Consider the following 19,402-nt stretch of genomic DNA (forward strand, 5'->3'; position numbering starts at 1 on the left):
ATTTCCCGGCGGGTGCGGCGGTTTCGAGTTGCCGCGCGGTGTGGCGCGGACGAACATCCGTCTCATGCCGTCGCCTCGCTTGAACCCAGTCGGTGATGTTCCGGATACCGGGATTCCCGAACGGCTCGCCGCCACCATGACCATGGCCGAGCAGTACGAGTGGCATCGCTCGTATCTGCGGCGGCGGGCGGTGTCGCGCCGCAACTTCCTGCGCGGTTCCGCCGCGGCCGCGGCCGTCGCGGCGGTCGGGGCCTCGCCGTTCGCGGGGCGGGCGTACGCCGAGGACGCGCAGCTGGCGGTCGGCGGACGGCATGTGGGGTACGGGGCCGACGCGGCGAGTCAGTTGCGGTTCGGGGCGCAGTTGTCGCGAAACCCCAACGGCGTCAAGGTCTTTCTGGAGCACGGGCCGACTCCGGCGCTGGGCGCGTCGGTCGAGGCCGAGGTGCGCAACCTGGTCACCCAGATCCCGGACAGCGACGGCGGGGTGCTCGCGGCCGAGCAGTTCTACGCGCACGCGCCGGTCGACGGGCTGGCCGGGCGGGTGCCGCACTTCTACCGGTGGCGGACCTCCGACGGGTTCGTGAGCGATGTGCGCAGCGCGGCCCCGGCCATGCCGTCGGCGCGCAGTGCGGTGCTGCCGTTCCGGTTCACCATGATGGGCGATCAGGGCACCGACGACACGCCGCGGCTGCCAACGGGTTTGGCGGCCGGTGACTACGACGACAACTACTACAAGCCCGACAACGAGCCGACCGTGGCGCACGCGGCGAACGTGCTGAACCAGATCGCCGCCGCCCGGCCGGACTTCCACGTGCTGGCCGGGGACATCGCCTACGCCGATCCGTCGGGGGCCGGGAAGACGCCGGAGTTCGTGCCGTCGGGCGGGAAGCTCGCGGACGGGTTCGACAAGTTCAACCCGTACGTGTGGGACGTGTACCTGGGGAACATCGAGGTCAGCGCGTCGGTGACGCCGTGGATGTTCGCGACCGGCAACCACGACATGGAGGCCGCCTACGGCGAGCACGGGTACGGCGGGCATCTCGCGCGGCTGGATCTGCCGGGCAACGGTCCGGCGGGGTGCCCGTCGGCGTACGCGTTCAGCTACGGCAATGTGGCGGTGCTGTCGCTGGACGCCAACGACGTGTCCTACGAGATCAAGGCCAACACCGGATACTCCGGCGGGGCCCAAACCGGTTGGGTCGGTGCGACTCTCGCGGCTTACCGGGCGAATCCGAACATCGATTTCATCGTCTGCTTCTTCCATCACTGCGCCTACTCGACCACCGATTCGCACGCCAGCGACGGCGGCGTGCGCGACGCGTGGTGCGAGCTGTTCGACCGCTATCAGGTCGATCTGGTGTTGCAGGGGCACAACCACGTCTTCGAGCGCACCGACCCCATCCGGGCGGGCCGACCCACCAAACCGGCGGGCGACAACGCGATCGTCTACCCCGAGACCGACGGCACGGTCTACTACACCGTCGGCGGCGGCGGTCGCCCCCGCTACGGCTTCCAGCCCGGCTCGGACGAGACCTACCGCGGCCACGAGGTCGCCGACCCGTCCGTCCCCAACAGCTACGTCTGGTCCCCCGACGGCCACAAACAGGACGAGCCCGCCCCCTGGTCCCGGGTCCGCTTCCGCAACTACTCGTTCATCCGAGTCGACGTGCGCCCGGGCTACTTCGCCAGCGAGATGGACGTCGTCGCGGTGGACGAGTACGGGCGCGAATTCGACAAGGTCACCTACCGCCGCCAGGTGCGGCAATAGGACGGCCCCTTCCTGTCCTCAGCCGTGGCCCCCTCCTGTCCCCAGCCGTGGCCCCCACCTGTCCCCGCGCCGAAGGCGCAGGGGTCACGACGTGAGGGCGGCCTCGAACACGGGCCAGGAGGCGTGCAGGTCGTCCTGCCAGTAGGGCCAGGCGTGGGTGCCCGGGTGCAGTGCGACGGTGGCCGGGATGCCAAGGGACGCAAGGCGATCGGTGAGGGCGCGTGTGCAGGAGTCGACGACGGACTCCATGACGCCGCCGACGGCCATGCGGTCGGCGAGGGCGGCCGGGTTGCCGGCGATGCTGGGATCGGTCAGGGCCTCGTGGGGGCCGGGGGCGCCGTTGCCCGCGGACAGGTAGAGCGCGGTGCCGCGGAGGCGATCGGCGTTGAGGATCGGGTCGTGGGCGGACCAGGCGGGGTCGTCGGGGGCGCCCCACATATTGGCGGCGTTCGCGCCGAACAGGCCGAGCTGCGAGGCGACGTAGGCGCGCCCGGCCGGATCGCTGATACGCGGGCAGCCGCTGTAGGAGCCGACGGCCTGGTACAGGCCCGGCGCGTCGATGGCCAGATCCAGCGCCGAGGTCGCCGACATCGAGGTGCCCGCGACCGCGTTGCGCCCGGTCAGCTCGAAGCGGTCCCGCAGCAGCTCGGGCAGTTCGCGGGTCAGGAACGTGGACCACTTGTTGCGGCCCAGCACCGGATCGTCGTTGAGCCAGTCGGTGTAGTAGCTCGCCCGCCCGCCCATCGGGACGATCACGTTGACCGGCTTGTCCGCGAAGAACTGCGCCGCGTCGGTGCGGGTGGTCCACGGACCGCCGTCCTCGCCGCCGTCGACGGCGTTGAGCAGATACAGCGCGGGCGCGGGGTGGTCCGGATGCGAGATCCACACGGTGACCGGTTTGTTCATGGCGGCGGAGTAGACCACCACCGAGTACTGCCGACCGCCCAGCGGCCGCACGTCGAGAATCCCGGGGCTCGGCCCGGGATCCGCGGCGGCCATGGACGGGACTCCGGCGAACGCGACGACGGCGAGCAGAACGACCAGACAACGCGGCAGCCGGTGCATAGCCGCGAGTATCGCACCCCGCGCCAGGCGGCGGGCGGCTATTCCAGCGGGCGTGTTCCCCGTCGGAATGCATACGCGGCGCGGCGATCTCGACCGCCCGCACGTCGTCGAGCAGCGTCCGGCCTCAGCCGGGCGTGCGGGCGGCGCGCAGGGTCGCGAGGTCGATCTTGGTCATGGTGCGGAGGGCGGCGGAGACGGCGGGGGCCTGGGGGCCGGTGAGGAGGGTGGGGAGTTCGGTGGGGACGATCTGCCAGGAGAGGCCGTAGCGGTCGGTGAGCCAGCCGCAGGGGCCGGGCGTGCCCTCGGCGGTGAGGGCGGACCAGAGCCGGTCGACCTCGGCTTGGCCTTCGACGGTGACCTGGAGGGAGATGGCGTCGGTGAAGGGATGGCCGGGGCCGCCGTTCATCAGGGTGACCGGGTGGCCCGCCAGTTCGGTGGAGATGACGAAGGGGGCGCCGTCGGGGGTGCGGGTGATGCCGGTGACGCGGGAGTCGGGGAGGAGGCCGACGTAGAACTCGGCGGCCTGCTCGGCCTCGTGGTCGAACCAGACGAAGGTGGTGACGGTGGTCATGACGTGCTCCTCGGGGTCGAGTCGATGTGCTTGCACCCCTTGGTCGAAGCCGTCGACGGGTCTTCGACGTATCTCGCGAAGAAATTTCGCAAGATTCTTCAGCGCGCGGTCAGTCGGTCCAGGGCGGCCTGGCTGTCGGCGTCGGCGGCGCGATAGATGACCAGGCGTTGGTCGGGATCCTGGATCGGCATCAGGACCTCGAAGCGGACCGCGACCCGGCCGACCTCGGGGTGACACATGACCTTCACGCCGCGGCCGTTGACGCGGACGTCGCGCATCGCCCACATGCGCGCGAATTCGGCGTCCTCGCTGCGGAATTGGGTGATCAGGTCGGCGAGCGCCTGATCCTCGGGGTGGGCGGCCCAGGCGGCGCGCAGGTCCGCGATGCCCTCGCGCACGATCTGGTCGCGGTGGAGGTAGAAGCCGCGCATCCGCGGATGCATCAGGCACAGCCACATGGTGTTGCGCTGCGCCGGGGGCAGCGTGTCGAGATCGAGCAGCAGCGCCGAGATCTCCGGATTCCAGGCCAGGATGTCGTAGCGGTGGTTGACCAGCATGGCCGGACGCGGCGACAGATCCAGCACCAACTGGGCCAGCGCCGGGTCGGCGGTGGTGGCGGCCTTGTCGATCTGGGGCGGGCGCTGCTGGGCGAGGTCGAACAGGTAGGCGCGTTCGTCGGGGGCCAGCCGCAGCGCCCGCGCCAGCGCCTCGAGCACCTCCGGGGAGGGGCGCAGCCCGCGGCCCTGTTCGAGCCGGACGATGTAATCGGTACTCACCCCGGCCAATTCGGCGACCTCCTCGCGGCGCAGGCCGGGCGTGCGGCGGGACTGGCGGCGCTGCGGCAGGCCGAAGTCGCGGGGGTCCAGCCGTTCGCGCCGGGTGCGCAGGAAGGCGGCCAATTCCTGGGTCGCGTCCACGGTGCCACTGGTCATTCTCCGATCCTACGAGGGTGGGACCGGCACTCCCAGGAAAGATCTTCCCTTACCCCGCGAGCGACGCGGTCCGACACTCGAATTCGACAGCGAGAACCACACAGGAGGACCAGATGTCGCTCACCCTCGACACCTACCGGCTGCTGGGACGTTCCGGACTGCGGGTCTCCCCGCTCGCGCTCGGCGCGATGACCTTCGGCGCGGACTGGGGCTGGGGCGCGGACACCGACGAGGCCCGCAAACTGTTCGACCTCTACGTCGACCGGGGCGGGAACTTCATCGACACCGCCAACATGTACACCGCGGGCAGCTCGGAGCGCCTGCTCGGCGAGTTCACCCGTGACAATCGCGAAAGCCTGGTGCTGGCAACGAAATACACCATGCTGCGGCGGCCGGGCGATCCCAACTCCGGCGGCAACCACCGTAAGAGCATGTTCGCCTCGGTGGAAAACAGCCTGCGCCAACTGAATACGGATTACATCGATCTGCTCTACCTGCACGCGTGGGACTTCCGGACGCCGGTGGAGGAGATCCTGCGCGGGCTCGACGATCTGGTGCGCCAGGGCAAGGTGCTCTACGTCGGGATCTCCGACGCCCCCGCCTGGCAGGTCTCGCGGATGCAGGCCATCGCGGATCTGCGCGGCTGGTCGCCGCTGGTGGCGTTGCAGATCGAGTACAGCCTCATCGAGCGGACCGTGGAACGCGATCTGATCCCGATGGCCCGGGAGATGGGGCTCGGCGTGGTGCCGTGGTCGCCGCTGGCCAGCGGGGTGCTGTCGGGTAAGTACACCCGCGCCGACCTCGGCGAGGCCGTGGGCTCGCCGGAGGGCACGCGCAAGAACGTGGCGCTGGCCAACGGGTCGCTCACCGAGCGCGGGCTGGACATCGCGGAGGTGGTGAAAGACGTTGCCGCCGAACTCAATCGGACGCCCTCGCAGGTGGCGCTGGCCTGGACGCTGCGCAATCCGGCCGTCACCGCGCCCATCGTCGGCGCGCGCACCCCGGCGCAGCTGGAGGACAATCTCGGCGCGCTCGAGGTGGAATTCGATGCGGCGCAGGTGGATCGGCTGGAGCGGGCCAGCGCGGTGGAGCTCGGCTTCCCGCACGAGTTCCTGAACCGCGCGATGACCCGCAGCGTCACCTTCGGCGATCTGACGGTCGAGGCGCGCTGAGGGTCAGCGCACGGGCGCGAGTTCCCGGGCGGCGGTGTGATAGCGGGCGGCGAGCAGCCGGACCACGGCGGGGTGGACCCCGATGGGTTCGGCCACCCCGTCCGCGCCCGCCTCGTGCAGCCGCTGCTGGAACAGCCCGTGCGCCAGCAGATACGACGCGATGAACACCCGCCGCTCCCCCGAATCCCGCAGCCGCCCAACCACATCCGCCACACGCGGAGCGCCGGTGGCGATATAGGCCCGATGCACCGGGGTGTCCAGCCGATCCGCCAGCAGATCGGCCGCCCGCCGCACATCGTCCCGCGCCCGCGGATCGGAAGATCCGGCGGCCGCGAACACCACCGCGTCCCCGGGTCGCCACCCCGCCGCCAGCAATCGAATCCGCATGACCCGCGCCAAGGCCGGATCCGGTCCCAGCGCCGGAGTGACGGCGACGGCCGGATGCCCGCTCTCCGCCACCTCGCGGGGTACGTCCTGATAGACGTGATAGCCCGACGCCAGGAAGGCCGGGACCACCACTGCTCCAACCGAATTCGGCAGATCCCGCAGTACCTCGGCCGGGGAGGGGCCGAGGACGTCGACGAAGGCGGTGCGGACGGGGGTGGTGAGTTCGCGGGCTACGGCGGCGGCTAGTTCGGCGACCATTTCGACGCCGCGGGGGCTTCTGGTGCCGTGGGCGACCAGGACCAGGGCCGGGTCGGTCATGGCGATCTCCTGCGGGTTGCGTGGGCTCGAGGGAGCCCGGGTCAGACGCCCGCGAGGGGGGCCGGGCGGGGCGGGCGGAGCGACGGGTTGTAGCCGCTGACCGGGGGGCGGGGGTTGTTGTCGACGCATTCGGCCGGGTCCAGGGCGAGGCGGTAGCCGCGTTTGACGACGGTCTGGACGGCCTTGGGGGTGCCCAGACCCGCTCGGAGACGGGCGATTCCGGTTTCGACGGCGTGCGTGTCGTCGCCGCCGCCGGGCAGGGCGGCGAGCAGATCCTCCCGGGACACCACGCGGCCGGGCTGGCGGGCCAGGGCGCGCATGAGGGCCATGGGGGCGGGGGCGAGCTGACGCACCTCGCCGTCGACGACGACGCAGCCGCCGCGCACGCTCAGCACGTGCCCGGCGGCGTGAATCCGGTTGGCGCGCCGGGGAAGTTCCTCGGCGACGTGCCGGGCCAGCGCGCCGAGGCGGGCGCGGCCGGGCTGGGAGGTGGTGACGCCGAGCTGTTCCAGCGGGGCGGCGGTGATCGAGCCGACGCAGGCGGGCAGCACCCGGGTGCGGAACGCGTGCAGCACCGCGTCGAGCAGCCCGGTGTCCTTGGCGCGCATGAGGATCGAGGCCACGGCCGGGGCGCTGGTGAAGGTGACGCAGTCCAGCGCGCAGGTGACGATCGATTCGATCATCCGGTCCATCGGGACCAGATCCTCCGGCGGGGTCCAGCGATACACCGGCACCGGCACCACATCGGCTCCGGCGCAACGCAGTACCTCGCAGAAGTCCGGAACCGGCTCCCACTCGGTGGTCGCGCCGTGCAGCTGCACCGCGATCCGGGTGCCCTCGATGCCCTCGGCGAGCAGATGGTCGAGCACCTCGGCGGAGGACTCCGAGGCGGGCGACCACTCGTCGCGCAGTTCGGCGGCGCGGATGGCGCCCTTGGCCTTCGGGCCGCGGGCCAGCATCCGGGTCGAGCCGAGCGTGGCGCGCAGATCCTCGGCCAGACCCCAGCCCTCGGCCGCCTCCATCCAGCCGCGGAAGCCGATACCGGTGGTGGCGACCGTGATCTTGGGCGGGTCGGCCACCAATTCCCTTGTGACGCGCTCCAATTCGGTGTCGTCGGCCAGCGGGATGATGCGGATCGCCGGGGCGGACACGACCGTCGCGCCGCGCCGGGTCAGCAGCGTGGCCAGCTCCTCGGCGCGGCGGGCGGCGGTCACGCCGATGGTGAAGCCCTCGAGACAGCCGGGCGCGGCGGGAGTGGCGGTCATGCGGTGTCACCGCCGTAACAGTCCATGGGTTCGTCCGAGATCAGGACCAGACCGTCCTCGACCCGGACCGCGTAGACGGGTAGCGCCGTCCCCGGATCGTCCAGACACCGCCCGTCGAGCAGCGAGAACGCCTGCTTGAGCAGCGGCGAGGCCACGATCGGCACCCCGCCGCGATCGCCCACGATGCCGCGCGACATGACCGCCGCGCGCCCGAACGGGTCGATATTGCCGACGGCCGCGAGGGTTCCGTCGGGCAGCAGGAACAGGGCGGCCTGCCGGCCACCTTTCAGCAACACCGCGACGCCGCGGCCGGGGATCAGGAAGTCGAGGCGGCACGCCGCGGTCCAGTCGGTGCTGGTGACCTGGGCGATGCCTGGTGTGTCGAGCACGGTCATCGGTAATTCTCCTCCGAACGCCTTAACCATTGGTACCGGCGGCCTGTTTCCACGCGATTACGCGCCTATTTCCCATCCGTGGCGGCGGCTGTGACGGGGATCTCGGGCATGCCCAGCAGCACGGGGACCTTGCGTTCACCGCTGTCGTCGAAGGCGATCGTGGGATCGGCCTGCTCGGGGGCGTTGACGAAGGATACGAACCGCGCGAGCTTGGCGGGATCGTCGAGCACCGCGGCCCATTCGTCGCGGTAACCGGCGACGTGGCGGGCCATGGTCTCCTCGAGTTCGGTGGCGATGCCGAGGGAGTCCTCGCACACCACCTGCCGCACGTAGTCGATGCCGCCGTCGAGCGACTCCTGCCACGCGGCGGTGCGCTGCAACCGATCGGCGGTGCGGATGTAGAACATCAGGTACCGGTCGATGTAGCGGATCAGCGTCTCGTCGTCGAGGTCACCGGCGAGCAGCACCGCGTGCTTGGGGGTGAGGCCGCCGTTGCCGCCGACGTAGAGGTTCCAACCGTTCTCGGTGGCGATGACGCCGACGTCCTTGCCGCGCGCCTCGGCGCATTCGCGGGCGCATCCGGACACGCCCAGCTTCAGCTTGTGCGGCGAGCGCAGGCCGCGGTAGCGCTTCTCCAGCAGCACGGCCATGCCGACCGAATCCTGCTGCCCGTACCGGCACCAGGTCGAACCCACGCAGCTCTTGACCGTGCGCAGCGACTTGCCGTAGGCGTGACCGGATTCCATGCCCGCGTCGACCAGCCGCTGCCAGATCACCGGCAGCTGTTCCACGCGCGCCCCGAACAGGTCGATGCGCTGCCCGCCGGTGACCTTCAGATACAGGCCGAAGTCCTTGGCGATCTGGCCGATCGTGATCAGCTGGTCGGCGGTGACCTCGCCGCCGGGCATCCGCGGCACGACCGAGTAGGTGCCGTTCTTCTGGAGGTTGGCCAGGAAGTGGTCGTTGGTGTCCTGCAGGGCGGCCTGCTCGCCGTCGAGGATGTGCTCGTTCGAGGTGGAGGCCAGGATCGACGCGACCGCGGGTTTGCAGATGTCGCAACCCATTCCGGTGCCGTAGCGGGCGATCAGCTCGGAGAACTTGCGGATGCCGGTGCTGGCCACGATGTGGAACAGCTCCTGACGCGACTGGCTGAAGTGCTCGCACAGCGCGCTCGACATCTCGACGCCGGACTGCTCGAGCAGCTTCTTCAGCATCGGCACGCAGCCGCCGCAGGACGTCCCCGCCGACGTGCAGCTCTTGATGCCCGCGATATCGCAGGCGCCCTCGGCGATGGCCCCGCAGATCGCGCCCTTGGAAACGTTGTTGCAGGAGCAGATCTGCGCGTCGTCGGGCAGCGCGTCCGCGCCGAGTTCGGCCCCGGCGGGCGAGATCAGCGCGGCCGGTTCGGCGGGCAGTTCGCTGCCGACCAGCGGGCGCAGCGCCGCGTAGGCCGAGGCGTCGCCGACCAGGATGCCGCCCAGCAGCGTCTTGGCGTCGTCGGAGACCACGAGTTTGGCGTAGGTGCCCTTGGCCGCGTCGTGCAGCACGACCGACAGCGCGCCCTCGGTCGTCGCGTGCGCGTCGCCGAACGAGGCCACGTCCACGCCGAGCAGCTTCAGCTTGGTCGACAGGTCCGCGCCCGGGAATTCGCCGCTGCCGCCGAGCAATCGGTCCGCCACGATCTCGGCGGTGGTGTAGCCGGGGGCGACCAGGCCGTAGCAGACGCCCTCGACGGCGGCGACCTCGCCGACCGCGTAGATGTTCGGATCCGAGGTCCGCAGGCCCAGATCCGTCACCACGCCGCCGCGCGCGCCGACCTCGAGGCCCGCGGTGCGAGCGATCTCGTCGCGCGGGCGGATACCGGCGGAGAAGACCACCAGGGAGGCGTCGATGACCGATTCGTCGGACAGCGAGACCCGAAGGCCCGCACCGTCTTCCGCGGGTTCGATCGCGGAGGTGCCGACGCCCGTGTGCACGTGCAGGCCCAGATCGGAGACCAGGCGTTCGAGGATCGCCCCGCCGCCCTCGTCGACCTGCGCGGGCATCAGCCGCGGCGCGAACTCGACGACGTGCGGGGTCATGCCCATGAGCCGCAACGCGTTCGCGGCCTCCAGGCCGAGCAGGCCGCCACCGACGACCACGCCGACCGCACCGGGACCGGCGGCCTGAGCCGCGGCGCGGATGCCGTCGAGATCCTCGATGGTGCGGTAGACGAAGCACTCCGGGCGATCGTGGCCGGGCACCGGCGGCACGAAGGCGTACGAGCCGGTCGCCAGAACTACTGCGTCGTAACCGATCACGTCGCCGCCGGAGGTGGTGATCTTGCGGCCGTCGCGGTCGATGCTCTCGGCCCGCTCGCCCAGGCGCAGTTCCACCAGGTCGTCACCGGCGTACTCGTTGCCGGGCAGCGCGAGCGCGGTCGCGTCCCACGCGCCGACGTACGACGACAGGCCGACCCGGTCGTAGGCGGCGCGCGGCTCCTCGCTCAGCACGACCACCTGCCACTGCCCCTCGGTGTCGCGCGAGCGCAGGGCCTCGACGAAGCGGTGGCCGACCATGCCGTGACCGACGACCACCACGGTCTTGCGCTGGGTGTCCTTCATAGCGTCCTCCCTGGGGATCTCGGTCAGGCCCGGACGGGGGCGTCGGCGGAATCGGTGTGCGACAAGGGCTTTCCGCTCTCGGCGGCGATCACCAGCTCCTCGGCCTCGGTGACCACGCTCGATTCGCCGCGCGGGCGGCGCAGGAACACCGCCCAGCAGACCGCCGCGCACAACACGTAGAAGGCGGTGAACACCCAGAACGCGGTGGTGGCGGATTTGGTGGAGGCGTAGGACGAGCGCAGCACCAGGTTGATCGCGACGCCGCCCAGGGCGCCGATCGCGCCGACGAATCCGATCAGCGCGCCCGAGGTGTTCTGTGACCACGCCGCCTTCTCGGCCGGATTCAGTTCCAGCCCTTGGGCTTTCGCGGCGAAGACGGACGGGATGATCTTGGTGACGGCGCCGTTGCCGATGCCCGAGACCACGAACAGCGCGATGAATCCGGCGACCAGCGCGGTCATCACCGCCCCGGTGGGCACGTGGCCGTTGCGGTCGGCGGCCGTGCTCGCCCCGGCGACCACGATGGCCGCGACCATCATGACCGCGAAACCGGCCAGGGTCACCCGCGCGCCGCCGAAGCGGTCGGCCCATTTGCCGCCGTAGGGGCGGGCCAGCGAACCGAGCAGCGGTCCGATGAACGCGATCTGCGCGGCGTGCAGCGCGGCCTGCGCGGGCTTGTCGCCCCCGGCGAGGAAGCTCACCTGCAACACCTGACCGAAGGCGAAGCCGTAGCCGATGAACGAGCCGAAGGTGCCGATGTAGAGGAAGGCGATGGCCCACGACTGCGGAACCTTCAGCGCGGTCCACATGTAGGAGTAGTCGGCCTTCTGGTTGCGCACGTTGTCCATGAACAGCGCGGCGCCGGTCGCGGCGATCACGATGAACACCAGGTACACCAGGCACACCACCGACGCGTTGCCGTAGGCGTTGCCCAGCGCGGCGATGACTGCCAGGCCGATGAGCTGGATCACCGGCACGCCGATATTGCCGCCGCCCGCGTTCAGGCCCAGCGCCCAGCCCTTGAGCCGCTGCGGGTAGAAGACGTTGATATTGGCCATCGAGGAGGCGAAGTTGCCGCCGCCGAGGCCCGCGAACGCGCCCACGATCAGGAACGTCGTGAACGAGGTGCCCGGCTGGTTGATGAAGTACAGCGTCAGCGCGGTCGGCACCAGCAGCGCCAGCGCGCTGAAGATCGTCCAGTTGCGCCCGCCGAACTTGGCCGTGGCCACGGTGTAGGGGATCCGCAGCACGCCGCCGACCAGGGTCGGGACCGCGCCCAGGAAGAATTTGCCCGCCGCGTCGATGTGGAACACATCGGTCGGCATGAACAGCACCATCACCGACCAGATCGACCACACCGAGAATCCGACGTGCTCGGCGAACACCGACCAGATCAGATTCCGGCGCGCGATGTTCTTGCCGCCCGCCTCCCAGGCGGCGACGTCCTCGGCGTCCCAGTGCTCGATGTCGCGGTTACGCGTCAGCGTGCTCAAAACCGGCCTCCCAACTTGTCGTTGAGACCCCAAGGTAGGAAACCGGTATTGCGCCGATGCTGCGCGAAATGACCGTCGAGTCAACGGTTGCTCACGACCGCGCGGCCGGGCCCGTGAGAAGCGGATTATGTTTCAGCCATGTGACACAAGCGTTTCCGCGTATGACCAAGCGCCCGTCACGGGCGGTGCACCCGTGTGAGACCGGTCAGTTCCAAGTATCCTCCAGCACACGGGGTTTGCACGCCTGCCACGCCCCGCACAACAACACGACCACCGCGACGCACAGCAGCGCGAACGGCGCGGCCCACCCGTGGCTCACATCGTGCAGCAGACCGAACATCAGCGGGCCCACGCACGCGACCGCGTAACCGACGCCCTGGGTGAAGCCGGACAGCGCGGCCGATCCGGCCTGGGTGCGGGTGCGGAGATTGATCAGCGTCAACGCCATCGGGAAGGTGCTCGGGCCCAAGCCCAGCAGGATCACCCACAGCAGCGGCGCGCTCATCGGCGCGAACAGCAGCCCCGCGAAGGACACGAAGAACAGCAGCGCGCACGCCACCACGATCGGGAACGGATTGCGCACCCGCGCGGTGACCGCGGGCGCGCTCAGCGCCGCGACCAGGCCGATGAGCGCGAAGACGCCGACCATGGTGCCGCCGAACGCCTCGCTGGCCCCGGCCTCCGCGAAAATCTTGGGCAGCCAGGCGAATACGGCGTAGGTGGTCAGCGAGGTCATGCCGAACATGCCCGCCATGCCCCACGCCAGCGGGGAACGCCAGACCCGGCCCGCGGCCTCGCCCGGCTGCGGCACCGCGCTGATGTCCTCGCCGTCCCGGCCGCGCCGCGCGCGCAGCACGCCCAGCCACGGCAGCACCGCGACGAAACCGAGCACCGCCCACATGCCCAGCGACAGCCGCCAGCCATAGGCGTCGGCGACCGGCACGGTGATCAGGGCGGGCACGACCGTGCCGAGCTGGACCATCACGATGTAGAGCGAGCTGAGCACCCCGACCCGATCCGCGAAGTACCGCTTGACCAGCGGCGGGATCACCACATTGCCGACGCCCATCCCGGCCAGCGCGAACGCGGAGAACGCCAGCAGCTCCCAGGTGTCGGGCACGATCGCGCGCACGGCCTGACCCGCGCCGACGGCCAGCATGGCGATCAGGGCGGTGCGTTCGAGGCCGAAGCGGCGTTCGAGGATCGGGGTGAGGATGCCCGCGAAGGCGAACATGGCGGTGGGGATCATGCCGAACACGCCGACCACCGCGGTCGAATAGCCGATGTCCTGGCCGATCCGCTCGGCCAGCGGGCTGAACGCGGTGACCGCGATGCGCAGGGTGGCCGCCGAGACGACGATCGCCGCGAGGACGAGCAGCCGCCCCTCGACGAGGGAACGGCGGCGTAGCGGTGGGCGTTCGAGGGTCTGCTCGGCGGTTACGGTCACCGAGAAATCATAGGATGATTGGATGTAATGCGGCAAGAAATGTGATGCGGGGTACCCTTCACACGTGCAACCCGTGCGCCGCACCAGCCTCATCGCTCAGGTGACCGAGCAGCTGCGTGCCGAAATCCGTTCCGGCCGTTGGCCGGTGGGCACCCGGATCCCGACCGAGCCGGAACTCACCGAACTGACCGGCACCGGGCGCAACACCGTCCGCGAGGCCGTGCAGGCGCTCGTGCACGCGGGCATGCTCGAACGCCGGCAGGGCTCGGGCACCTACGTGATCGCGACCTCGGATCTGGGCAACACGCTCACCAAGTACTTCGCCGACGCGGTCACCCGCGACATCCTCGAACTGCGCCAGGCCCTCGACACCACCGCCGCGCGCCTGGCCGCCGAACGCCGCGACGAGAACGACATCGCGAATCTGACCCGGCTGCTGGAGGCGCGGATGCGCACCTGGGCCGAGCACGGCCCGCAGTCACAGGAATCCATCGACACCGACGTGCAACTGCATCGGGCGATCGTGGTCGCCAGCCACAACGCGGTGTATCTGGAGTTCTACGATTCGCTGCTGCCGGTCATCGCCCAGGCGATCCGGTCCAGTTCGGCGCGGTCGGACGAGGACTATCACGCCGAGCACGAGGAGCTGGTGACCGCGGTCGTCGAGGGCGATCCGGAACGGGCCGCGCGCGTGGCGAACTGCTTCTTCGGCACGCTGATGGCCGAATATCCGGACCGCTGAACGACTTCACAGCGTGTCGCGTGGCACTGTGAGCCAGAATTGGCCCGATCGTCATCGCGGGTGAAATCGGTGTAACGGCCCGTTCGTACGGTAATGCCGATCGCCGGACCACGATGAGGGCGGTCGTATTCCCGCTCGAGAGGAAGCGCCGATGTCCACCGACGCCGTAGACCGTACCGACACCTTCACCCATCGAGCCCGCGGCCGCTGGCTCGACCGCTGGGAACCGGACGACGAAACCTTCTGGGAGAGTGGCGGAAAGCGCACCGCCCGCAAGAATCTGATGTTCTCGGTGTTCGCCGAGAACCTGGGCTTCAGCATCTGGGTGCTGTGGGCCAGCGTGGTGACGGCCATGGGCCCCGCGGGCTTCCACTTCCTCGACGGCCTCGGCAAGGGAAACGCTGTGGCCGTGGGCAATTCGCTGCTGCTGACCTCCACGCCCACGCTCGTGGGCGCGGCGCTGCGGGTGCCCTACACCTTCGCCATCCCGAAGTTCGGCGGGCGGGCGTTCACCGTGTTCAGCGCGGGCATGCTGCTCATCCCGACGCTGGGGCTGGCGTATTTCATCAACAAGCCCGACACCCCGTTCTGGGTGTTCATGATCCTGGCCGCGCTGGCCGGTGTGGGCGGCGGCAACTTCTCGTCCTCGATGGCGAATATCAACTTCTTCTATCCGGAGGGGAAGAAGGGCGCGGCGCTGGGGATCAACGCGGCGGGCGGCAATCTCGGTGTGGCGCAGACGCAGTTGTTCGTGCCGTTGATCATCACGCTCGGCACGCACATCATGGCCAAGGATCCGGGCGGGTACCGCTTCGGCATCACGCTGGCGACGCTGATGTGGATTCCGTTCATCCTGATCGCCATGTTCGGGGCGTTGCGGTACATGGACTCGATCCGGCACGCCAAGGCCGACGGGTCGTCCTACAAACTGGCGCTGACCAATCCGCACACGTGGGTGATGGCGCTGCTCTACATCGGCACGTTCGGGTCGTTCATCGGGTTCTCCTTCGCGTTCCCGACGCTGCTCAAGGCCAATTTCCCGGAGCTGGCGAAGATCGGGTGGATGAGCACGATCGGCAATCTCGCGTTCCTGGGGGCGTTCGTGGGATCGCTGAGCCGTCCGTTCGGCGGGTGGATCTCCGACCGGTTCACCGGGGCGCGGATCACGCTGTACGTGTTCGTGGGCATGGCGGTGGCGACCGCGCTGATCATGGCGTCGCTGGCGGCGGACAACTTCCCGCTGTATCTGATCTCGTTCCTGCTGTTGTTCGTGCTGACCGGCATCGGCAACGGGTCGACCTACCGGATGATCCCGTCGATCTTCGCGGCGGCGGTCAAGCGCCGGGCCGCCGAGAGCGGGCAGGACGCGGCCGCGGCGCTGGTGACGGCCAAGCGGCAGGCCGGGGCGGCCATCGGCGTGGTGGGCGCGGTCGGGGCCGCGGGCGGCTGGGTGTTGCAGCAGGCGCTTCGGTTGTCCAACAACCACTTCGGGTCGATGAATCCGGCGTTCTGGGCGTACGCGGTGGCGTTCCTGGTGATGGCGAGCGTGACCTGGTGGTTCTACCTGCGGTCCTCGTTCGCGGTGAATCGGGCGCCGTCGCTGGCGTACGCGAACGTGTAGGGCGTGGAAGGCCGTGCCGGGCAACCGCTTCGGGGGGCCCGGCGCGGCGCCGTGCGACTCCCGTTGCGGGACGACGCTTTCGGAACGACTCAGAGCAGGAAGCGGATCATATCGGCCGTGCGGGCCAGGCCCGGGAACGCCTCGGGGGTGGAACGCGGGTGCAGGGCGTGGACCGCGAGGCGGAACATGACCGCGCGCAACACCATCTGGGGCCATTCGGGCAGTTCGCTCCAGCGTTGCAGCAGGCCGTCGTCGGCGCCGCCCCAGGACAGGGCGTCGACCACGATGACCCCGGCGGCCCAGGGCGCGGGCCGCCAGTAGGGGGTGATATCGGTCAGGCCCGGCGTCTGCGCCCCGGCGAACAGCACCGTGCCGAACAGGTCGCCGTGCACCAGCTGCGGCGGGGTCTGCACCGGTCTGCGCAGGGTGGCGAGCTGGGCGAGCATCTCCAGGCTGCGCTGTCCGTCGGGCGAGGTGACCGGGAGCATGCCACCGATCTTCAAGCTGCGCAACGGAACCGGCTCCCACGCCGCGCGATCCGCGGCGACGAAGACGTCCACGTCGACCCAGGGGGCGATCGGCTGCTGGGCCAGGAAGCGCGGGCGGTCCAGGGCCGCGGTCGTCTTGTGCAGGCGCAGCGAGACCGAGACCACCTCGTCGTGACGCGGTTCGGGGGTGCCCTCGACGTAGGTGTCGGCCCGCCAGCCCGAGACCACGTACCGCCCGTCGGTGGCGCGCACCGGGCGCGCGAGCCGCAGGCCGTCCACCTTCATCGTCTCGCGCACCTTGGCCGACCACGCGGCGCGCGCGTGATCGGCCACCGGGCTCAGCACCACGTCGCCGCAGCGCCAGCCGCCGTCCCAATCACCAAGGGCGACCGGGGTTTCTTCGCGAAGCCCGAACGTGGCGCGCACATGCTCGGGCGGTTCCACAGAAGTCACGGCGGTACCGTACTCCCGGGTCTTTGTCCAGTCCCGCCGCCGCGCCGGTCGTCACCACACCGGGACCCGAGGGTGTCGCTCGACTCGGGAGGGATCAGTACACCGGCAGGGAGGGGTCGATCTGCTTGGCCCAGGCGATGATTCCGCCCTGGAGGTGGGTGGCGTCCGAGAAGCCCGCGCGCTTGAGGGCGGCGAGGGCCTCGGCGGAACGGATGCCGGTCTTGCAGTGCAGGACGATCGGGCGGTTCTGCGGGAGTTCGGAGAGGGCCTCGCCGGAGAGGATGCGGTCCTTGGGGATCAGGGTCGCGCCGTCGATGCGGACGATGTCCCACTCGACCGGCTCGCGCACGTCGACGATGGCGACGTCCTTGCCCGCGTCGAGCATCTCCTTCAGCTCGCGAGCGGTGACGGTCGAACCCGCGGCGGCGGCCTGGCCCTCCTCGGAGACCACGCCGCAGAACGCGTCGTAGTCGATGAGTTCGGTGATGGGCTGGCGCTGGGGGTCGCGGCGCAGCTTGATGGTCCGGTAGGTCATGTCCAGCGCGTCGTAGACCATCAGGCGGCCGAGCAGCGGTTCGCCGATGCCGGTGAGCAGCTTGATCGCCTCGGTGACCATGATCGAACCGATGGACGCGCACAGCACGCCGAGCACGCCGCCCTCGGCGCAGGAGGGGACCATGCCCGGCGGCGGGGCCTCGGGGTAGAGGTCGCGGTAGTTGATGCCGCGGCCGTCGGGGGCGTCCTCCCAGAACACCGACACCTGACCCTCGAACCGGTAGATCGAACCCCACACGTAGGGCTTACCGGCGAGCACCGCGGCATCATTGACCAGGTAGCGGGTGGCGAAGTTGTCGGTGCCGTCGACGATCAGGTCGTACTGGGAGAACAGCTCCACCGCATTGTCGTTGTCGAGGCGGAACTTGTGCAGCCGCACGTCGATTCCGGAGTTGATCTCCAGGATGGAGTCGCGCGCGCTGTCGGCCTTGGGGCGCCCGATATCGGATTCGCCGTGGATGATCTGGCGTTGCAGATTCGAGGCGTCCACCTCGTCGAACTCCACGATGCCGAGGGTGCCGACGCCGGCCGCGGCCAGATACAGCAGCGCGGGGGAACCGAGCCCGCCCGCTCCGATCACGAGCACCTTGGCGTTCTTGAGCCGCTTCTGACCGTCCACCCCGAGGTCGGGGATGATCAGATGGCGGCTGTAGCGAGCGACCTCGTCCCTGGTCAGCTCCGCGGCCGGTTCGACCAGTGGTGGCAGGGACTTCAGGGATGACACGTCCTCAGACTCCTCGAATAGTTCGCCGATCACGCTCATTCATGCAACACGGCGCGTCGAGCGGTTCTTCCCCACCATCGTGCCAAGTGCTATCCGGTGGGATACGGCCAGGGGTTGAAGCGGCACTTCTTGCCGTCGGAGGGGACCACGCCCTGCGGATCGAGCGCGGCGATGTCGTTGTTGCGGGTGCCGAAGGTCTGCTGCATCATCACCGGCGCGAGGCCGCCGTCGGTCTCGCACGGCTGATGTTCGTGGTAGCCGATGGCGTGGCCGACCTCGTGGTTGATCTGGTACTGGCGGTAGGAGCCGATATCGCCCTCGAACGCCACCGCGCCGCGCACCCAGCGCACCTCCGACAGCACCACCCGATCGAGATCGGAGTTGTAGCAGGAGGAGTCGATGGGGATCTCGAAACCGCAGGCGCTCTTGGTGGTTTGGCGCGAGGTGAGCGAGACCCGGAAATCGGGCTTGCCGGAGTCGACGCGGCGGAAGCCGAAGCGCGGATCATGGGTCCAGCTCTTGGGATTGGCGAGGGTGGCCTCGACCATCTTGGCGACCGCGGCGTCGCCGCCGAGCGCGGTGGTGTCGACGCCGTCCTCGACCTCGACGGTGTAGGTGAACACGTGCGCCTGGCCCGCGCCCACCTGCGCGCCCGTGCCCGGCACGAGATGCCAAGCGCCCGTTCCGGTTTCGGCGAACGGGCCGCCGTCGGGCAGGATGCCGCTGGGCAGGTCGCCGGAGAACTTCACATCGCCCTTCGGCGGCGCGCCGATGATGCCCGCGTTGGCGCTGCGCTGACTCAACCGGCCCAGGCCCGGCGCGCCGCCCTCGGCACTGCCGCCCCCCTTGACGGCGTCGACCCCGACCAGCACAGTGAGCACCACGAGCACGGGCAGCGCGTAGGCACGCCAGCCGTAGGTGGTGACGAAGCGGCGCAGCACGCCGCGCTTGCGGGGTGCGCTCGGCGCGGGCTCGGGCTCGGCGGTCGGATCCCACAGGGCCCGCAGGGGTTGCCGGGAGCGCTCCGGATCGGCGGCGTACAGGCCCAGCGGATCGTAGATTTCCGGCGGCTGCGGCGCGTCGGTGTCCACGGGTTGGGTCGAATCGCGCCCGCCGGTCGAACTGCCCCGTTGGTCGGTCACACCCTTCAGACTCTCACAACCCGTGCGGCCGCATCGCAGGAGTCGCAGCGTCACCAGGGGGGTTGCGAGGATAAACGCGACTGTGCGAGATTTCTCACGGCGGCCGGTTACTGACAGGTTGCCAATAGTGTGAAAGGTTATGTCCGCCTCGCGGGCAATTGTGAATTGTGTGCGAACCGGGATCAGCGCGTTGGCCCGCATGCGAGTATCGTTCGAGAGATACCCGTGCACACCCATTTCCAGCCGGGATTCGATTGGGAG

Annotated in this window: 16 protein-coding genes; 4 read left to right on the top strand and 12 right to left on the bottom strand. The window is 69.8% G+C overall.

The genetic code is table 11. From position 1 onward, the window contains the following. The first annotated feature begins 64 nt into the window (after window positions 1-64). The gene (locus tag ACWDSJ_RS30710) at window positions 65-1,768 is read left to right on the top strand and encodes a metallophosphoesterase (RefSeq protein WP_450036038.1); all 1,704 of its coding nucleotides are present in this window, start codon (window positions 65-67) and stop codon (window positions 1,766-1,768) included. An 84-nt stretch (window positions 1,769-1,852) separates the two neighbouring features. On the opposite strand, the gene ACWDSJ_RS30715 is transcribed toward ACWDSJ_RS30710, so the two are convergent. The 3 genes from ACWDSJ_RS30715 to ACWDSJ_RS30725 form a co-directional block, all read right to left on the bottom strand. After that, window positions 1,853-2,833: an alpha/beta hydrolase gene (locus ACWDSJ_RS30715; RefSeq protein WP_450036040.1), complete on the bottom strand. Its 981-nt coding sequence runs from the start codon at window positions 2,831-2,833 to the stop codon at window positions 1,853-1,855. Window positions 2,834-2,957: 124 nt separating this feature from the next. Further along, complete coding sequence (locus tag ACWDSJ_RS30720; RefSeq protein ID WP_450036042.1) at window positions 2,958-3,404, bottom strand: VOC family protein; 447 nt, start codon at window positions 3,402-3,404, stop codon at window positions 2,958-2,960. 98 nt (window positions 3,405-3,502) lie between these two features. Beyond that, window positions 3,503-4,336: a helix-turn-helix transcriptional regulator gene (locus ACWDSJ_RS30725; protein ID WP_450036043.1), complete on the bottom strand. Its 834-nt coding sequence runs from the start codon at window positions 4,334-4,336 to the stop codon at window positions 3,503-3,505. A gap of 113 nt (window positions 4,337-4,449) precedes the next feature. On the opposite strand from ACWDSJ_RS30725, the gene ACWDSJ_RS30730 reads away from it, so the two are divergent. Continuing rightward, window positions 4,450-5,508 carry an aldo/keto reductase gene (locus ACWDSJ_RS30730; RefSeq protein WP_450036045.1) on the top strand — a complete coding sequence of 353 codons (1,059 nt, stop codon included), beginning with the start codon at window positions 4,450-4,452 and terminating at the stop codon, window positions 5,506-5,508. Between the two features lie 3 nt (window positions 5,509-5,511). Here ACWDSJ_RS30730 and ACWDSJ_RS30735 read toward each other — a convergent pair whose 3' ends face one another. From ACWDSJ_RS30735 to ACWDSJ_RS30760, 6 genes are all read right to left on the bottom strand, one after another. Continuing rightward, window positions 5,512-6,213, bottom strand: a complete 702-nt coding sequence (locus ACWDSJ_RS30735) for a sirohydrochlorin chelatase (protein WP_450036047.1) — start codon at window positions 6,211-6,213, stop codon at window positions 5,512-5,514. 41 nt (window positions 6,214-6,254) lie between these two features. Then, on the bottom strand, window positions 6,255-7,478 hold the full coding sequence (locus ACWDSJ_RS30740; protein WP_450036049.1) for a uroporphyrinogen-III synthase: 1,224 nt from the start codon (window positions 7,476-7,478) through the stop codon (window positions 6,255-6,257). After that, complete coding sequence (gene nirD, locus ACWDSJ_RS30745) at window positions 7,475-7,873, bottom strand: nitrite reductase small subunit NirD (protein WP_450036051.1); 399 nt, start codon at window positions 7,871-7,873, stop codon at window positions 7,475-7,477. Before nirD ends, ACWDSJ_RS30740 begins: the two co-directional genes overlap by 4 nt. A 65-nt stretch (window positions 7,874-7,938) precedes the next feature. Further along, window positions 7,939-10,476: a nitrite reductase large subunit NirB gene (gene nirB / locus ACWDSJ_RS30750; protein WP_450036053.1), complete on the bottom strand. Its 2,538-nt coding sequence runs from the start codon at window positions 10,474-10,476 to the stop codon at window positions 7,939-7,941. A gap of 23 nt (window positions 10,477-10,499) precedes the next feature. Then, entirely contained in the window at window positions 10,500-11,969 is a 1,470-nt protein-coding gene (locus ACWDSJ_RS30755) for a nitrate/nitrite transporter (RefSeq protein WP_450036055.1), read from the bottom strand. A gap of 205 nt (window positions 11,970-12,174) precedes the next feature. Beyond that, a complete protein-coding gene (locus tag ACWDSJ_RS30760; RefSeq protein WP_450036056.1) occupies window positions 12,175-13,416 on the bottom strand; it encodes a CynX/NimT family MFS transporter in 1,242 nt (413 codons plus the stop codon). A gap of 64 nt (window positions 13,417-13,480) precedes the next feature. On the opposite strand from ACWDSJ_RS30760, the gene ACWDSJ_RS30765 reads away from it, so the two are divergent. Then, window positions 13,481-14,158 (top strand): FadR/GntR family transcriptional regulator, encoded by a 678-nt coding sequence (locus ACWDSJ_RS30765; protein WP_450036057.1) that lies wholly within the window; start codon window positions 13,481-13,483, stop codon window positions 14,156-14,158. 151 nt (window positions 14,159-14,309) lie between these two features. Continuing rightward, window positions 14,310-15,779, top strand: coding sequence for an MFS transporter (locus tag ACWDSJ_RS30770; protein WP_450036058.1), 1,470 nt, complete (start codon window positions 14,310-14,312; stop codon window positions 15,777-15,779). Between the two features lie 89 nt (window positions 15,780-15,868). On the opposite strand, the gene ACWDSJ_RS30775 is transcribed toward ACWDSJ_RS30770, so the two are convergent. From ACWDSJ_RS30775 to ACWDSJ_RS30785, 3 genes are all read right to left on the bottom strand, one after another. Continuing rightward, entirely contained in the window at window positions 15,869-16,720 is an 852-nt protein-coding gene (locus tag ACWDSJ_RS30775) for a TIGR02569 family protein (RefSeq protein ID WP_387364087.1), read from the bottom strand. A 94-nt stretch (window positions 16,721-16,814) separates the two neighbouring features. Continuing rightward, complete coding sequence (moeZ, locus tag ACWDSJ_RS30780; RefSeq protein WP_387364084.1) at window positions 16,815-18,038, bottom strand: adenylyltransferase/sulfurtransferase MoeZ; 1,224 nt, start codon at window positions 18,036-18,038, stop codon at window positions 16,815-16,817. A 50-nt stretch (window positions 18,039-18,088) separates the two neighbouring features. Continuing rightward, entirely contained in the window at window positions 18,089-19,141 is a 1,053-nt protein-coding gene (locus ACWDSJ_RS30785) for a DUF3152 domain-containing protein (protein WP_450036060.1), read from the bottom strand. Window positions 19,142-19,402 lie beyond the last annotated feature (261 nt).

It is taken from the genome of Nocardia sp. NPDC003482 (genome assembly GCF_053588115.1).

Excerpts from the sequence above, each read along its gene's own strand:
- ACWDSJ_RS30710 (WP_450036038.1), top strand. The coding sequence starts at position 65 with ATGCCGTCGCCTCGCTTGAACCCAGTCGGTGATGTTCCGGATACCGGG.
- ACWDSJ_RS30715 (WP_450036040.1), bottom strand. The coding sequence starts at position 2,833 with ATGCACCGGCTGCCGCGTTGTCTGGTCGTTCTGCTCGCCGTCGTCGCG.
- ACWDSJ_RS30720 (WP_450036042.1), bottom strand. The coding sequence starts at position 3,404 with ATGACCACCGTCACCACCTTCGTCTGGTTCGACCACGAGGCCGAGCAG.
- ACWDSJ_RS30725 (WP_450036043.1), bottom strand. The coding sequence starts at position 4,336 with ATGACCAGTGGCACCGTGGACGCGACCCAGGAATTGGCCGCCTTCCTG.
- ACWDSJ_RS30730 (WP_450036045.1), top strand. The coding sequence starts at position 4,450 with ATGTCGCTCACCCTCGACACCTACCGGCTGCTGGGACGTTCCGGACTG.
- ACWDSJ_RS30735 (WP_450036047.1), bottom strand. The coding sequence starts at position 6,213 with ATGACCGACCCGGCCCTGGTCCTGGTCGCCCACGGCACCAGAAGCCCC.
- ACWDSJ_RS30740 (WP_450036049.1), bottom strand. The coding sequence starts at position 7,478 with ATGACCGCCACTCCCGCCGCGCCCGGCTGTCTCGAGGGCTTCACCATC.
- nirD (WP_450036051.1), bottom strand. The coding sequence starts at position 7,873 with ATGACCGTGCTCGACACACCAGGCATCGCCCAGGTCACCAGCACCGAC.
- nirB (WP_450036053.1), bottom strand. The coding sequence starts at position 10,476 with ATGAAGGACACCCAGCGCAAGACCGTGGTGGTCGTCGGTCACGGCATG.
- ACWDSJ_RS30770 (WP_450036058.1), top strand. The coding sequence starts at position 14,310 with ATGTCCACCGACGCCGTAGACCGTACCGACACCTTCACCCATCGAGCC.
- moeZ (WP_387364084.1), bottom strand. The coding sequence starts at position 18,038 with ATGAGCGTGATCGGCGAACTATTCGAGGAGTCTGAGGACGTGTCATCC.